The sequence below is a fragment of the Epilithonimonas zeae genome (assembly GCF_023278365.1).
Lineage (GTDB): Bacteria > Bacteroidota > Bacteroidia > Flavobacteriales > Weeksellaceae > Epilithonimonas > Epilithonimonas zeae_A.
The window spans coordinates 2,645,500-2,662,383 of sequence record NZ_CP075338.1 but is presented as its reverse complement, the minus strand read 5'-3'; the positions used below and the strand labels follow the sequence as shown (position 1 = coordinate 2,662,383).

At 34.6% G+C, this 16,884-nt stretch carries 10 protein-coding genes; 8 read left to right on the top strand and 2 right to left on the bottom strand.

From position 1 onward, the window contains the following. Positions 1 to 16: 16 nt before the first annotated feature. Together rfbB and KI430_RS11940 are read right to left on the bottom strand one after the other, a co-directional pair. Positions 17 to 1,096 carry a dTDP-glucose 4,6-dehydratase gene (gene rfbB / locus KI430_RS11945; protein WP_248875087.1) on the bottom strand — a complete coding sequence of 360 codons (1,080 nt, stop codon included), beginning with the start codon at positions 1,094 to 1,096 and terminating at the stop codon, positions 17 to 19. A 29-nt stretch (positions 1,097 to 1,125) separates the two neighbouring features. Next, positions 1,126 to 2,292, bottom strand: coding sequence for a nucleotide sugar dehydrogenase (locus KI430_RS11940; protein ID WP_248875085.1), 1,167 nt, complete (start codon positions 2,290 to 2,292; stop codon positions 1,126 to 1,128). A gap of 182 nt (positions 2,293 to 2,474) precedes the next feature. On the opposite strand from KI430_RS11940, the gene rimP reads away from it, so the two are divergent. The 8 genes from rimP to bshC all read left to right on the top strand — a co-directional run bounded on the left by rimP (position 2,475) and on the right by bshC (position 16,873). Continuing rightward, positions 2,475 to 2,945: a ribosome assembly cofactor RimP gene (gene rimP, locus KI430_RS11935; protein ID WP_248878308.1), complete on the top strand. Its 471-nt coding sequence runs from the start codon at positions 2,475 to 2,477 to the stop codon at positions 2,943 to 2,945. A 68-nt stretch (positions 2,946 to 3,013) separates the two neighbouring features. After that, positions 3,014 to 4,249, top strand: a complete 1,236-nt coding sequence (gene nusA / locus KI430_RS11930) for a transcription termination factor NusA (RefSeq protein WP_248875083.1) — start codon at positions 3,014 to 3,016, stop codon at positions 4,247 to 4,249. A 101-nt stretch (positions 4,250 to 4,350) separates the two neighbouring features. After that, positions 4,351 to 7,221: a translation initiation factor IF-2 gene (gene infB, locus KI430_RS11925; protein ID WP_248875081.1), complete on the top strand. Its 2,871-nt coding sequence runs from the start codon at positions 4,351 to 4,353 to the stop codon at positions 7,219 to 7,221. A 296-nt stretch (positions 7,222 to 7,517) separates the two neighbouring features. After that, complete coding sequence (locus KI430_RS11920) at positions 7,518 to 10,430, top strand: SusC/RagA family TonB-linked outer membrane protein (RefSeq protein WP_248875079.1); 2,913 nt, start codon at positions 7,518 to 7,520, stop codon at positions 10,428 to 10,430. 92 nt (positions 10,431 to 10,522) lie between these two features. Continuing rightward, the gene (locus KI430_RS11915; protein WP_248875077.1) at positions 10,523 to 11,881 is read left to right on the top strand and encodes a RagB/SusD family nutrient uptake outer membrane protein; all 1,359 of its coding nucleotides are present in this window, start codon (positions 10,523 to 10,525) and stop codon (positions 11,879 to 11,881) included. Between the two features lie 187 nt (positions 11,882 to 12,068). Next, positions 12,069 to 13,034: a T9SS type A sorting domain-containing protein gene (locus KI430_RS11910; RefSeq protein ID WP_248875075.1), complete on the top strand. Its 966-nt coding sequence runs from the start codon at positions 12,069 to 12,071 to the stop codon at positions 13,032 to 13,034. 187 nt (positions 13,035 to 13,221) lie between these two features. Next, positions 13,222 to 15,144, top strand: coding sequence for a putative porin (locus tag KI430_RS11905; RefSeq protein WP_248875073.1), 1,923 nt, complete (start codon positions 13,222 to 13,224; stop codon positions 15,142 to 15,144). 154 nt (positions 15,145 to 15,298) lie between these two features. Next, positions 15,299 to 16,873: a bacillithiol biosynthesis cysteine-adding enzyme BshC gene (gene bshC / locus KI430_RS11900; protein ID WP_248875071.1), complete on the top strand. Its 1,575-nt coding sequence runs from the start codon at positions 15,299 to 15,301 to the stop codon at positions 16,871 to 16,873. Positions 16,874 to 16,884 lie beyond the last annotated feature (11 nt).

Here is a 16,884-nt window from a genome sequence, read left to right as displayed (position 1 = left end):
TTAGTTTTTTGTGTTTTTATGAATATTGACTTTCGTAATATTTTTGATAATCGCCGGAAGTTACATTGTCCAGCCATTCTTTGTTTTCCAAGAACCAATCAATAGTTTTTCCTAATCCTTCTTCAAACGTTACAGATGGTTTCCAACCTAGATCTTTATTTAATTTTGAAGCATCAATAGCATATCTCTTATCGTGTCCAGGTCTGTCTTTAACGTAAGTAATCAGTTTTTCAGAATAACCTTCTGGTTTACCTAGTTTTGCGTCCAATTGTTTGATTAATTCCTTCACCAAATCAATATTCTGCCACTCGTTGAAACCTCCGATGTTGTAAGTTTCTCCGGTTTTAGACTCGTTGAAAATCTTATGAATTGCTTTGGCGTGATCAATTACGAATAACCAATCTCTTGTGTATTTTCCGTCACCATAGATTGGTAATGGTTTTTCGTTCAGAATATTAGAAATACAAAGCGGAATCAGTTTCTCAGGGAAATGGTTTGGTCCGTAATTGTTAGAACAATTAGACAAAATAAAAGGCATTCCGTAAGTGTTTCCATAAGCTCTTACCAAATGATCAGAAGCTGCCTTGGATGCTGAATATGGCGATTGCGGATCATAGGGCGTTGTTTCCAAAAAGAAACCAGTTTCTCCAAGACTTCCATAAACTTCGTCAGTAGAAACGTGATAGAAAAGATTTTTTCTAGGTTCGTTAGGGAATCTTCCGTGGGTATGATCTGGGTTCAATGTCCAGAATTCGATACAAAGATTAAGAAGATTAGCAGTTCCGTTGACATTCGTGTTAATAAATGCGTTGGGATCTGTGATACTTCTATCTACGTGACTTTCAGCAGCTAAATGTACTACTGCATCAGGATTATATTTTTCAAAAACTTTTCTAAGCTCTTCTGGTTTTGTAATGTCTGCTTTTTCGAAAACATAATTAGGTTCGTTTTCGATATCTTTCAGGTTTTCAAGATTTCCAGCGTAAGTTAAAGCATCAAGATTGATGATTTTAGAATCCGGATTATTCTTCACAAATTCTCTTACAACGTGAGAGCCTATGAAACCGGCACCTCCGGTAATTATAATGTTTTTCATAAATGTTTTTATAAAAATAGTTTTTAATTTTAATCGTTTCCGAATAAATCTCTAGTATATACTTTCTCTTTTACATCCTCCAATTCTGGAGTTTTTCGGTTGGATATGATAATATCACATTCTTGTTTAAAAGCTTCCAAATCCCGAGAAACCTTAGATCCAAAAAAAGAATCTTCTTTCAAAACAGGTTCATAAACAACTACTTCCACGCCCTTTGCTTTGATTCTTTTCATAATGCCTTGTATTGCAGATGCCCGGAAATTGTCTGAACCGGATTTCATTATTAATCGATAAACACCAACTTTCTTTGGTTTTTTTTCCAAAATAGAGTCCGCAATAAAATCTTTTCTTGTGCGATTAGCATCCACAATAGCTTGGATGAGATTGTTGGGAACCGAATTATAATTAGCCAACAATTGTTTGGTGTCTTTTGGTAAGCAATAGCCTCCGTATCCAAAAGATGGATTGTTATAATGAGACCCAATTCTTGGATCTAGTCCCACGCCTTCTATAATTTGACGGCTGTCCAATCCGTGTATTTGGGAATAACTATCTAACTCATTGAAGTAAGCCACACGCATTGCCAAATAGGTGTTCGAGAATAATTTGATAGCTTCTGCCTCTGTTGCATTAGTAAAAAGAGTAGGGATGTCTTTTTTTATAGCACCTTCTTTCAAAAGATTTGCAAAAACCGTTGCCCGCTCACTTTGTTCACCAATAATAATTCTCGATGGGTAAAGATTATCGTAAAGTGCTTTTCCCTCCCTCAAAAACTCTGGAGAAAATATAATATTGTCAAAGTTTAACTCTTTCTTTAGGTTCTCTGTAAAGCCAACTGGAACAGTAGATTTTACAATGAAAACTGCTTTTGGGTTATTTTCTTTAGCCTCTTTTATCACATTTTCAACGCTGCGTGTATCAAAATAATTTGTAGAAGCATCGTAATCTGTAGGCGTGGCGACTATAATAAAGTCCGCATTTTTATAAGCTTCTTCTTTATCAAGAGTTGCTTTTATATTGAGATTTTTTGTTTTTAGAAATTCCGTAATTTCATTGTCGTCAATTGGAGATTGCTTATTGTTGAGCATTTCAACTTTTTCTGGAATAATATCCAAAGCAATTACATTATGATGTTGTGCTAGCAAAACAGCATTAGACAGCCCAACATATCCGGTTCCAACTATTGTAATATTCACAAAGAATAAGTTTTAAAATTCAGGCAAAAATAGGAAAAAATAGTTTGCGGTACGTATAATTGAAATAATTGGTTTCTTGTATATTAAAGAAAAAATATTTATCTTTGCAAAAGATTTACGGGAAAAATGGGAAGGCTTTCGCAAGAATGCCTTTTTTCGTAAATATATTTAGAGGTGATATTATGGATTTCAAAACAGAAGTTAATCGGTTAATCAGTGAGTTTCTCGAGACAAGACCTGATCTTTTTTTAGTTGATCTTAAAATTTCTGCAGCTTCTGATATCATAGCTATTCTGGATGGTGACAATGGTGTTACGCTTCAGGATTGTTTGGATGTCAGTAGAGCGATTGAGTTCAATATGGATCGTGAAGAGCATGATTTCAGTTTGCAGGTAATGTCTGCCGGATTAAGTGAGCCACTTGGTTCGCTAAGACAATTCAAGAAAAATATTGGAAGGTCGATTGAAGTGTTGTTGAATAATGAAACTGAAAAAATCGAAGGGGAACTGGTTAGTGTAGATGAAGAAAAAATTGTACTTCGATTAGAATACAGAAGACCAAAATTAATCGGGAAAGGAAAAGAAGATGTTATAGAAGATAAAGAAATCCTTTATTCCGAAATTAAAAAAGCATTAGTAGTAATAAAATTTTAACATAACGATGGATTGATGTTGTATCAAAAATCAACTGTCAATCGTCATTTATCAATTATATATTAAATATGGATAATTTAGCTTTAATAGAAGCCTTTGGTGATTTTAAAGAAATAAAGAATATCAGCAAAATAGACTTAATGGCTATTATCGAGGATTCTCTTAAGACTCTTCTTAGAAAAAGATATGATTCTGATGATCATTTTGATGTAATTGTAAATCCTGATAAAGGAGATTTTCAGATTTTCTTGAACAAAGTCATTGTTGAGGATGAGATGTCTGAAGATGATGATTTGGAAATAGAAATTTCTGAAGTTAGAAAGATAGATTCAACTTTTGAGGTTGGAGAAGAATATACACAAGAGATTCCGGTTTCCAAATTGGGAAGAAGAAATATCTTGACACTTAAGCAAATCTTGGCAACAAAAATCCAGGAGCATTTCAATGCGGCTTTGTATGACCAATTCCGTGATAAAATTGGAGAATTGATTGTTGGTGAAGTTCACCACATCCGTCACAAACACGTGATTCTTTTAGATGATGAGGATAATGAATTTATTTTACCAAAAGAAAATCAAATCCCTTCCGACTTCTTCAAAAAGGGAGATAATGTAAGAGCAATTGTAGAAAGTGTTGATTTCAGAGGTTCTAAACCACAGATTACAGTTTCCAGAACTGCACCTAAATTCTTGGAAGAATTATTGGAACTTGAGATTCCTGAGATTCAAGATGGAACAATTATTCTTAAGAAAGTAGTAAGGATTCCTGGTGAGAAAGCAAAAATCGCTGTTGATGCCTACGATGACAGAATTGATCCGGTTGGAGCTTGTGTCGGTGTGAAAGGTTCAAGAATCCACGGTGTGGTAAGAGAATTGAGAAATGAGAACATCGATGTTATCCAGTGGTCAAAAAATCCGGAAATTCTTGTAAAGAGAGCTTTAGGAAATATTACCATTAATAAAATTGAGGTTAATACTGATACTAATTATGCATTGGTTTACACACCGGTGGAAGAAATTTCGAAAGTGATTGGTAAGCAAGGTCAGAATATCAAATTGGCTTCTTGGTTGTCAGGTTTCGAGATCGATGTTTACAGAGAAACTTCTGATGATGATGATGTAGAATTGGTAGAATTCTCAGATGAGATAGAGTCTTGGATTATTGATGAGTTCAAGAAGGTGGGGCTTAATACAGCCAGAAGTGTATTAGATAAAGATACGGACGCATTGTTGAAGATTGTGGATTTGGAAGAAGAAACAATCGAAGATGTGAAGAATATTCTAAGAGAAGAATTAGAAGGATAGGAAATAAATCTGGTCGGAGAAAGGATCTTTCCGAGACCAAAACTTAATAAAAAGAAAAATAATAAGCTTAAAACGCTAAAGCCAAAAGCAAATTTATATTTATGCCAAAAATAAGATTAAATAAAGCCGTTAAAGAACTGAACATTTCTATACCAAGAGCTGTGGAATATCTGCAGAGCAAAGGGATAGGTGTGGACAGTAACCCTAACGCTCTATTAGAAGAACAGGCATTTTCTGCATTGGAAGCTGAGTTCCGAAAAGATGGAGAACAAAGAAAAGCTTCTCATGAGGTGGTGATTTCTAAAGTTCCTGACGAAAAATTAGCGATCGAAGAAAAAGCACCTGAGGTTATAAGAGCCAAAGCAAATGTAAAACCAGAGACCAGGATTTTAGGGAAAATAGATCTTAATCCAACAAAGTCTGTGGAAGAAGTCGTTCCAAGTGTTCCCGCTGCTGAACCTGTTCAGAAAGAAGAACCAAAACCAGAAGTGGTTAAAAAAGAAGAAAAACAGGAGTTCAAAGTTTTAGATAAAATTGATTTGTCTAAACTGGAGAGCAATAAGCCTAAAGCTTCTGAAAAACCAAAAGAGGAACCAAAACCCATTGTAAAAGAAGAGGTTAAAAAAGAGGAAAAAGTTGTAGAAGCTGTAAAACCTCAGACTGAAAATACAGAATCCAATGATTCTGAAGAACCTCAGAAAATAGAAACGGTTTATCAAAAACTAGACGGTCCTAAAATCGTTGGTGAGAAAATAGATCTTTCTCAGTTCAATAAACCAAAACCTTCTGCTAATTCTAATAATAACGCTGCTAAGAAAAAAAGAAAGCGTATTACTAAAGATGTTCCTGGCCAGAATAACAATGGCAACCAAGGCAACAATCAGCAAGGAGGAAATAACCAAGGTGGAGGTAACCGCCCAGGTGGAAATAATAACAACCGTCCACAAGGACAAGGTGGAAACAACCAAGGTGGTAATCGCCAAGGAGGAAACAATAACCGCCCTGGAGGAAATAACCGAGGTGGAAACAACCGAGGTGGACAAGCTCGTACAATGCCTGTTGAATTAACGGATGAGCAAGTTAAAAATCAAATCAAAGAAACTTTAGAGAAACTGACTAATAAAGGAGGTAAGTCTAAAGGTTCTAAACACAGAAAAGATAAAAGATCTTGGAGAAGAGAGCAGGACGAAATCCAGCAGGAAATCGATGCGCAAGACAGAACTCTTAAAGTAACTGAGTTCATCACGGTTAGCGATTTGGCTAGTTTGATGAATGTAAGTGCGACAGAAGTTATTTCTGCTTGTTTCTCTCTAGGTGTTATGGTGACAATGAACCAACGTCTTGAAGCTGACACATTAATGTTAGTTGCTGATGAATTTGGTTATAATATTGAATTCTCTGATGCTGATGTTGAAGAAGCTGCAGCGGATGAAACACCTGACTTAGAAGAAGACCTATTACCAAGAGCTCCGATTGTTACCGTAATGGGACACGTAGATCACGGTAAAACATCTTTACTGGATTACATCAGAAAAACCAACGTTATCGCTGGGGAATCTGGAGGAATTACGCAGCATATTGGGGCTTACAACGTGAAGTTGGAAAGTGGACAAAGAATTACATTCTTGGATACACCTGGTCACGAGGCGTTTACCGCAATGAGAGCCAGAGGTGCACAAGTTACCGATATTGCAATTATTGTAGTTGCTGCCGATGACGATGTAATGCCACAAACCAAGGAAGCTATTGCTCACGCACAAGCTGCAGGTGTTCCAATGATTATCGCAATCAACAAAGTAGATAAGGCTGGAGCTAACCCAGATAACATTCGTCAACAACTTTCCGGAATGAATATTCTAGTAGAAGAATGGGGAGGAAAAGTTCAGGCGCAAGAGATTTCAGCTAAATTCGGTAATAACATAGATTTGTTATTAGAGAAAGTTTTACTTCAGGCAGAAATGCTGGAATTGAAATCAAATCCAAATAAACAAGCTAGTGGAGTTGTTATAGAAGCTGCTTTGGATAAAGGTCGTGGATATGTAGCCACAATGTTGGTTCAAAACGGAACTTTAACTGTTGGAGATTATGTTCTTGCAGGTAAAAATCACGGTAAAGTGAAAGCAATGTTGGATGAAAGAGGAAAGCCAATGGAAAAAGCAGGACCGTCAATTCCTGTAACAATTCTAGGTTTAGATGGTGCGCCAACAGCAGGTGATAAATTCAGAGTTTTTGCTGACGAAAAAGAAGCTAAAACACTTGCAAATAAGAGAGAACAGCTTCAGAGAGAGCAGTCTATTAGAACTAAGAAACATTTGACACTTGATGAGATTGGTCGTCGTATCGCTCTGGGAGATTTCAAAGAGCTGAATATTATCCTTAAAGGTGATGTGGATGGATCAGTTGAAGCATTGGCAGATCAGTTACAAAGATTATCTACAGAAGAGATTCAGGTTAATATCCTTCACAAAGGCGTTGGTCAGATCTCTGAAAGTGATGTATTGCTCGCTGCTGCTTCAGATGCAATTATGATTGGATTCAACGTAAGAGCAAGTGCAAATGCAAAAGATATTGCTGATAGAGAGGAAGTGGAAATCAGAACTTATTCTATTATTTACCGAGCAATTGACGAAGTTAAAGAAGCGATGGAAGGAATGCTTTCTCCAGAGATTCAGGAACAAGTTATTGGTAACGTAGAAATCAGAGAAGTATTCAAGATTTCGAAGGTTGGATCTATTGCTGGATGTATGGTTCTTACAGGAAAAGTAACAAGAAATTCTAAAATCAGACTTCTTAGAGATGGAATTGTGAAATTTGATGGAGAGTTAGAAAGCTTGAAACGTTTCAAAGATGATGTAAAAGAAGTAACCAAAGGTTATGAGTGTGGTCTTAATATCAAAGGTTATAACGACATAGAAGTTGGAGATATTCTTGAAGTCTACGAGGAAGTAGCTGTTAAGAAAAAGTTGAAATAATTATAAAGTTAATAAAGAAACCGCTAATCTGTTAGCGGTTTTTTTTACTCAAATTTATTATTTGTAATAATTCTAAATAATAAATTTTGAATTATTAATTTTTGAATACCGTTTGCGTAATAAAGTGTATTATGTTTGATTTTAAAGTGATTTATTTATTGAATGTGTAAAAAAAATATAATTTTAAAATGATAAAATCAAAACTTATATAATATTAAATGAGATTTGACAATTCTGTTTTTGCGGTGTTAATTTTTTTTTAACATATTTGCAGATTATAATTAAATAGTGTTAATATGAATGTAAAATTACGATTGTTATCCGTTGGTGTATTGTTCTTTACGGGACAGGCATTAATGGCACAGAAAACAAAAACAGATACTGCTGAAATCAAAAACATTGAAGAAGTAGTTTTAGTTGGTGGTTTAAAATTAGATCCTGCCCAAAAAGTTGGTTCTTATAATGTTGTGTCAAAAGCGAATTTTGAATCGACTCCTTTCTCCTCTATTGATGAAGTGTTAAATGGTAGAGTTGCAGGATTAACATTTTCATCTAATGGTGGAGATCCTGGTTCTGCAAATTTAATAACGATAAGGGGCGTTGGCTCTTTAATCGGAACACCTAACCCACTTTATGTTATTGATGGCGTTGTAGTTGGGAAAGGAAGTGATAATGCTAGTATAATGGCTTCCTGGAATCCTTTAGCGAGTATAGATCCTAATCAAATTGAAAGTGTTTCGGTTTTAAAGGATGCTTCTGCAACAGCTATTTATGGCTCTCGAGGTGCAAATGGTGTTATAGTTGTTACTACAAAAAAAGGAAAGTATAATCAGAAGACGGCCTTTTCTTTTTCTTCGGATATGTCTTTTCAAGAAATTGCGTTTGATAAACAAAAATGGTTGAATGCTAAAGAATATTTACAATGGGGGGGGCTTGCAAAATATAATGCTAATCCAAGTGCGTATTCATCTTTAGGTGCTGCGGTAACTGATTTTACAAATACAGCTTTTATAGATGAAAATGGACAAGTAGCACCGTATAATGGTTATACCGATACAGATTGGAAAAAAGCAATAATGAGAAATCAATCATATGTTAATACATATAATATTTCTGCAGCTGGAGGAGGAGAGAATACGTCATTTAGATTAGGGGCAAATTATTACCAAAATAAACCACTAGTAATTGATAGTGGGTTTGATAGGTATAGTTTTAATGGAGCAATAAATCATAAAACAGAAAAAGTAAAACTTGGATTTGATGGTAATTTTACATCAGTTAATAGAAATACCTTTTTGGATACTGGCTATTCTTCAAATCCTTGGTTTACTGCATTGAGATTAGCTCCAATCTATCCAATTTATAACTCTAATGGAGATTATAATATGCAAAACTTGGGTGGAGTAACTAGTTTTTATAATCCTGTAGCTGTTAGGAAATCAAATTATGAAGCAGGTCAAATTCAAACTTGGATTGCCTCAGCGTTTGTGGATTATGAATTTGTTAAGAATTGGTATTTCTACTCGTTATTTGGAACTCAATACCAATCTTTAGATGAGACGCATTGGGATCAGCCAGGAGTAGGAGATGGTACTTTTATACAACCACAAGGGCAATTGCAAAAATCTACAACTAAAGTTTTCGATTGGAACTGGAGTAATTCTTTGAGTTATAGGAAAGTGTTTAACCAGAAACATGATCTTCAAGTTTATGCAGGGATGGAATATCAGGAACATACAAGAAAGGCATTTGATTCTTATATACAAGGGTTCGAAGTTTACAAGCCCTATTTATCTTATGGAAACTCTGATTATGCACGAGTTGGTGATTCATTTTACAAGTGGCTCCAAATATCTTATTTTTCTAGGATAAACTATACGTTTAATAGTAAGTATACAATTTCAGGACAGTTGAGAAGAGATTCGAATTCTACGTTGGGAGCTAATGAAAAAAATGGAGTTTTTTGGTCAACAGCAGCTTCTTGGAACGTTGTAAATGAAAATTTTTTACCATCATTCATATCTGAATTAGTGTTAAGAGGAAGTTATGGGGAAATAGGAAATATTCCGTATGCTGATTCTTGGGGGCAGCAATATAATCAGTTCTCTGCAGTTGCTCCCACAAATTATGCCGATCAAAATGCAACAGTAGTAGATGTTGCCGGAAATCCAAATTTAAAATGGGAAATAGCAAAACAATTAAATATTGGACTAGATTTCGGTTTATTTAACGGTAGATTTTCGGGATCAATAGATGTGTACAATAAAAAAACCTCTGATGCAATATTTCAATCACCAGTTTCATATCAGAATGGTGGACCAAATAGTTACTTGGCAAATATAGCAGATATATCAAATAAAGGAATTGAAACTGTTTTATCAGCAAAACCATTTAACGGAGAATTCAAATGGCTTATTGAAGGAAACTTTGCATATAATAAAAACGTAGTAGATAATTTAAAATATTATGATGAGCCTCTGTTAAGATCGGGGAACAATATGAGGGCATTAGCAAGTGGACATCTATTAGGAGAATATTATACATTCGATTGGGCAGGTGTCAATAATGGGCAAAATTCTAGTCTTCCGCTAGGAACTGGATTGTTTTGGACAGACGAAACCCACACAGAAACAACAAATGATAGAACAAAAGCAAAAAGGGTATGGCAAGATGTTTCTCCGTTTCCTAAATATACTGCGGGATTCCGATCAGAATTTCGTTATAAAGGTTTTAACTTAAGTTTATTTTTCACAGGACAATTTGACTACGCTGTTCATAACACTTACCAAAACTATATGTTAAACATGGGCTCTGCAACCAATGTAAATCAACTTGCGGATGCATTATATGATAGTTGGACACCTCAAAATACTGATGCAACATATCCAATGCAAATTGCAGGGAATGCTACACAAGGAGGGTCTCCGTCTACGCTTTGGATGAGAAAAGGAGATCATATAAGGTTAAAAGAAGCAAAACTTTCGTATTCTTTAGGGAATACATTAAAAGAATCCATAGGAGTAACTAATATTACTTTATATGTAAAAGGTGCAAATTTATGGATGTATGCTTTTGATAAGAAACTAAACTTTGATCCAGAATCAAACGCATCAGCATATAACTATTCAGGATGGGAGGCAAAAGGTCTATTTGATTATACTACACCAGTTCTTAAATCTTTTTCTATAGGTACAATTATAGATTTTTAAAAAAAAATAATATGACAAAGAAAATTATATATATATTATCACTTGGTGCTTTCCTATTTACGGCATCATGTAGTGAAGAAAGGTTACAATTATTGCCAGAGATAGGCTCTCCTCTCGAAGAAGCCATCAATACCGAAAATGATATGAGATTGGTATTGAATGGTGTATATAATCAGATGAGTGCCTCTACAGGGTTTGGTGCGGCAGTTTCGATTTTTGGCGATTTGCTATCTGACAACGCATTTGTCAGTACAGCGAATGATGGTTATTTCTTGAATACTTCTAGAATGTCATATAGCCCGGAAATTTCTGATTTTAGCATGTATGATTCTTTTTACAACGTAATCCAACAAGCCAATATGGTAATTGGAGATAAGAAATTAAAGGAATCACAAACGGTATTGAGATATAAAGCTGAGGCGAAAATAGCTAGAGCAATGTCATATTTCTATCTGGTAAGCTTCTATTCGCCAGATCCGAAGTCTGGGACCAACCAAGAATTTGGTGTTCCTATTCAGCCTGAAGATTATAATCCAGATAATAAATTAAGTAGATCAAGTGTTAACGATATTTACAACTATATTATTAGTGATTTAGAAAACGCTATTGCCGGATTGAGTGGTACTACAGGAACTAAAAGATCCGTATTAACTCCTACTGCAGCTAAATTGCTGTTGTCCAGAGTCTATCTTACCAGAGGTGCTGCTGGAGATTATCAAAAAGCTGTTAGTTATGCTAATGAAGTTATTAATAATTCTCCTTCTGATGTTTTTGCTCCAATTACAGATAAAACAACTTATACAAATTATTTTATCAGTACCAGTTCAGCTAATATAGATGATCAAAAAGAAACTATTTTTGAGATTGAACAAACGCCTGTCTTCAATAATGGTGGAAATGCACATCCATCGTCATTTTATGCAAGTAATGGAGCGCATAAGAGCATTCTGTTTAGAAGAAGTTTTATTAACTTAATCAATACGAATACAAACGATTGGAGAGTGGCGCTGATTGGAACCTTAGGTTCCAATCAAGATACGCCGCAAGGTTATTTTGGTAAAAAGTGGGTTAGGGGGACTAATGAAGGAAATTACGTCTCCAATATTAGATTATTAAGATTTTCCGAAGCTTACCTTAATAGGATAGAAGCTTTGTTTAAATCAGGACAAACTTCAGCAGCTTTGTCATATTTAAATCAATTTGAGCAGAGCAGAGGAGAAAATATTAGTTCCAATATTACTATTGAAAAAATACTGGATGAAAGGCGTAAAGAATTTTTTGCAGAAGGACATAGGTATTTTGATTTAAAAAGGAATGGATTTTCTGTTATAAAAGATAGTAATTGTTCAACTAATTGTAATGTAGCAGCGAGTGATAGACTATTGGTAATACCAATACCATACTATGAAATAAATATCAATCCAAACATAACCCAATATCCTGGATGGTAATTATTATTATTAAGCTGTCTCAATAATGGGGCAGCTTAATTTGAAATCAAACTCCCATTAGAATTTTATAAATTAAAAAAAATATTTTTCATCCGAGGGTGTTTTTTAAGATTTAACACTTTTTTTTTAATTATTTAAAAAAAAAATTATAATTTAGTCAATATTTAAAACTTTAAACTTATTTATTATGAGAAAAATCTATCTTTTAGCAAGCATTATGGTAATGGCTGCTGCAAATGCACAGGTTTCTATTAATGACAATTTTGAAAGCTATCCTGTTGGATCTTATTTTGGAGGACATTGGTCAAATTGGTCTGGTGCTTCAGGTGCTGAAAATTTACAAGTTACAACTGCGCAAGCAGCGAGTGGTACAAAATCTGGCGCTATCAATGCAGATGGGCAAGATGTTATAATGAAAGTGCCAACTGCTTTCATAGGAGTACACACTTTTCAGTGGAAAATGCTGGTTCCGGCAAACAGATCTGCTTGGATGGCATTTATGGAAGATACTTCAAATCCAGCTAATTATGGTACTGATTCAATGCCATTTAAATTGAACTTCAATACGAATACTACGATTGGAACTGATAATTATGATAACAAGATGTATGTATCGCTTTATGCGGATGAGTCATCGGTTTCATTATCCCCCCCAATTACATACCCAATCGGACAGTGGGCAACTTATAAGGTGGTTTTTGATTTGGACAGCGCTATTGTTTCCTTATATATAAACGGGACAAAAGTTATAGAAACAGATTACACTGCTCCAGGATTGGCGGTAGGAGGTGCTGATCTTTGGAAATTTAATACAGGAAATATATTTATAACTGGATCTACAAGTACAAATGATCCTTGTGAATGGTATATTGATGACTTTGTGTATGGTGAAGGAGATTTGGCTACTACAGAGGTAACGGCAAATTCTTTCTCTATTTATCCTACACTTGTTAGCAATCAAGTGTTTAATGTTTCAGGAAAATCAAAAATTTCAAGTGTAGAAGTTTATAACATTGCAGGTCAGCAGGTATTGAAATTAGCTCCAAATGCAACTTCAGTTGAAGTAAATACGTCTAAACTTGTACCAGGAACTTATATTGTAAATGTAACTGGAGACCAAACTAAACTTAGTAAGAAGATTATTGTTAAATAATAATTCGCAATATTCGAATTTAAAGACTGTCTTTTAGACGGTCTTTTTTTATTATTTTTTATCTGTTCATCTTTGTTTTTCATTGCTAAGCATTTAGAGCTTTAATATATTCCACATAATCAAACCCCGCAATCTGCGGGGTTTTTTATTTACGGATAATTAGTACTTTTGTATTCAAATTTCCTTGATGAAATATTTATCAATACTGTTCCTTGTTTTTAGCGTTTTGATTAATGCACAGCAAGTCAACAAAACAGATTCTAATAAACTACCTTCGGATACACTAAAAGTGGATTCTGGAGAACAAGACTCATTAGAAATTTATAAACCAACCATTTATGATTATCAGGTCAAGAAAAGATTTTCTGAGAAGAAAATCTATGATACTATGTTTGCTATTGAGAGATCGTACATTGTAACACAGTACAACAAAAAAGATAATTTCGGAAAAATCCAGTATGCTAATATTGGTTCGGGATTTCAGAATTTGGTTTATGAAAAAAATGCGGAGCAAAATCTCACACTTCTTCCGGAAAACAAATCATTCTACCTTTTAGGTGAAAATGAAATCAATTACTATGATGTAAAAACACCAACTACCACATTTTTCTATAACAATGCAATGAAAAATGGAGGGCAATTGCATACGACCTATACTCAAAATGTTGGAAAGAATTTCAATTTTGCTATAGAATATATGGGGCTAAGGTCTCAGGGTCTCTATACAAATAGTTTAGCTTCAAGTAATAATACCATTTTCAGTGGACATTATATTTCTAAGAATAACAAATATGAAGCTTACGCTCATTACATCCATCAGAATGTCAACAATCAGGAAAATGGTGGAATTGCAGATCTGGATGTTTTCTTAGGTGGCGATTCTAGGTTCAATAATAGACAAAACCTTGAAACCAACTTATCTGGTGCCGAATCTAGATATGCTTACAGGAGATATTATTTCAGCCAGGAGTTTGCACCTTTTGATCCGGCAAAATATCCATTCAAGTTAAGACATACAATTTACCATCAAGGTAATAAATACTACTTCTCAGAAACGGCTTCGGATCTAGATTTCTTTGGAGGCATAGATAATACAGCATTTCCATTAACCAATAAAAAGTTCTCCAACAATCTCAGTAACACTTTTAGCTTGGTTTGGGATAATGAGAAGTTTAAGTTAGATGCGGGCTTCCGTCATCAATATATCACTTTCGGAAACAAGAATGCCTTTCCTCTTCTCAATATTCCTGGTTATTTCAAGGAACAAAGATTTGGCGCAGTGGGAAATTTACAAATCAAATTGTTAGATAAAATCCAACTGAAATCATTCTTAGAAATTTCCAAAGGGTCAGAATTCGGAGATTATGTTAAAACTACCAACGAATTGATTTTTGAACCAATTAAAGACTATTTGGTGGAAGGTAGAGTTAACTTCCAATCGGCTTATCCAAGCTTCAATTATCTGGTCAATTCATCACATTATCTCAACTACAACTATTATCTGCAAAACCCGAATAACGAAGCTGTAACTCAAATTGGAGGAACTTTGAAATTGGCAAAATGGTTTAACACGCAGCTTTTTGTAGATTATTTCAGAATCGATAATTACACTTATTTTGATAATTCAGCAAAACCACAACAAAGTTCTTCTTCACTCAATATTTCGCAGATTGGAGGTGAAACAACTTTGAAATATCACAGATTCAATTTCAACGGAAGAGTGCTTTTCCAAAAAGCTTTGACCAATGACAATTTGTTGCCAATGCCTGATTTCATTGGAAGATTGAATATTTATTATCAGGCGCCGGCATTCAAAAAAGCGGCAGAAATTCAGGCTGGTGTGAAATTGTATTACTTCACCAAATTTGCTTCTCGAGAATTTTCACCAATTCTGAACGAATACATTTTGCCGGGAACCAACCCTTATTCCATTGGTGGGCAGCCGATTGCCGATGTTTACATCAATATGAGAGTGAAGCGTATGTTTTTTTACGTAGAAGGTCAGCACATCAACCAAACCTTTATGCAGAACAAATCTTTCACGGCGCCCAATTACCCTATTTATGATTTTCGATTGAATTTGGGCGTGGTTTGGTATCTTTTCCATTAATTTTGTTAGAATAATTATGGCAGCTTTATCCGCCTTCCGCTTCAAACCTAACGAAGTGGTTCGACAAGTCAATCTTTTTAGCAAAAAAGCAAAAAGGATTCCCGCTCAAGTGAGGCTGCGAGCCAACAACAACTAACCAACAACAGACAACCAAATGACCATCGGTTTCGAACATATTAGTAGTATTCCAAAACTTGTAAAAGATTTTTTAGGAAAAAAAGTGGACGGATTTCAGGAAAAAGTTTTTGACTTGGGGAACTTCAAAAATCAGATTATGGAAAAACAAAATTCCTACTCTGATGACAAAAGAGAAATCCTTTACAATGCAATTTTTTCTCAGAATCAAGAAGAGCAAATGTCTCCAAAACAATTGGATTATCTGTTTTCTCTGAAAGATAAAAATACTTTCACCGTTACAACTGGGCATCAGCTCAATCTATTTACAGGTCCGGTTTTCTTTGTTTATAAAATTTTGCAGACCATCAAAACTGCAGAGTTTTTAAAGTCCAATTTTCCGGAATATAATTTTGTTCCGGTTTTTTGGATGGCGACGGAAGACCACGATTTTGATGAAATCAATCATTTCAAAACGCGTGAACATTATTACGAAATCAAAAGGAGTGCTGGCGGCGATGTTGGGAATATCAAAATCGATGAAACTTTTTTTATTCAGGAGTTTGAGAAAGAATTCAAAGACAATCTTTACGGAACCGAATTGATTCTTTGGATTAAAAAAGCCTATCAAAAAGGTAAAACGCATACACAAGCTATACGATATTTGGTGAATCAATTATTTTCAGATTTTGGATTGTTGACCATTGATGGAAATGAAAAAGAACTTAAAAATCAGGTTAAAGATATTTTCAAGAAAGAATTATTATCCAATCAGCTTTTCGAGACCACTAAAAATCAAAGACAATTTCTGGAAGATAATTATGGCAAAGTCCAAGTCAATCCGAGAGAAATCAATCTTTTCTATTTGACGGAAACCAGAAACCGAATCGAAAAAATCAACAATGATTATTTCATTCTTGACACAGATTTGAAGTTTTCTCAGGAAGAGATTCTCAACGAATTGGAAAATCATCCCGAAAAATTTAGTCCTAATGCGGTGCTTCGTCCTGCTTATCAGGAAACGATTATGCCGAATCTGGCTTATGTTGGCGGAAACGCTGAGATTATGTATTGGATAGAGTTAAAAGATTATTTTACATCCATCAATCTTCCTTTTCCTATTCTGATTCCAAGAAACTCAATGTTGTTTTTGGAGGAAAAAACCTTTAGAAAAATCGAAAATTCAGGATTGGGAGTTGAAGATTTCTTCGGAAACTTTGCGGAAGTCATCAATCAAAAAATATTAGATAATAACGAAATCAAAGTGCTTCTTCAACAGAAAGAACAAGATTTGATTAATTCGTTTTCAGAAATAAAAACAAAGGCAGAACAAACGGACAAAACGTTTGTAAACCTTGTGAATGCAGAGGAAACTCGACAATTAAAATCTTTCAAAAGAATGCAAAAACGTCTTTTGAAAGCTGAGAAAATAAAGCAATCTGAGAAATTTGAACAGATGCAGAATTTGTTTTTGAAAGTTCATCCGGGAGGAATCTGGCAGGAAAGAGTGTTGAATTTCAGTGTGTTCTATGCGGATTTGGGAAAACAATGGATTGCTGATAGTTATCAACAAATGGATGTTCAAAAATCGGAATTGATTATTTCGCCCATTTAAAATGAAAGCAT

Excerpts from the sequence above, each read along its gene's own strand:
- rfbB (WP_248875087.1), bottom strand. The coding sequence starts at position 1,096 with ATGAAAAACATTATAATTACCGGAGGTGCCGGTTTCATAGGCTCTCAC.
- KI430_RS11920 (WP_248875079.1), top strand. The coding sequence starts at position 7,518 with ATGAATGTAAAATTACGATTGTTATCCGTTGGTGTATTGTTCTTTACG.
- KI430_RS11905 (WP_248875073.1), top strand. The coding sequence starts at position 13,222 with ATGAAATATTTATCAATACTGTTCCTTGTTTTTAGCGTTTTGATTAAT.
- bshC (WP_248875071.1), top strand. The coding sequence starts at position 15,299 with ATGACCATCGGTTTCGAACATATTAGTAGTATTCCAAAACTTGTAAAA.
- nusA (WP_248875083.1), top strand. The coding sequence starts at position 3,014 with ATGGATAATTTAGCTTTAATAGAAGCCTTTGGTGATTTTAAAGAAATA.
- rimP (WP_248878308.1), top strand. The coding sequence starts at position 2,475 with ATGGATTTCAAAACAGAAGTTAATCGGTTAATCAGTGAGTTTCTCGAG.
- KI430_RS11910 (WP_248875075.1), top strand. The coding sequence starts at position 12,069 with ATGAGAAAAATCTATCTTTTAGCAAGCATTATGGTAATGGCTGCTGCA.
- infB (WP_248875081.1), top strand. The coding sequence starts at position 4,351 with ATGCCAAAAATAAGATTAAATAAAGCCGTTAAAGAACTGAACATTTCT.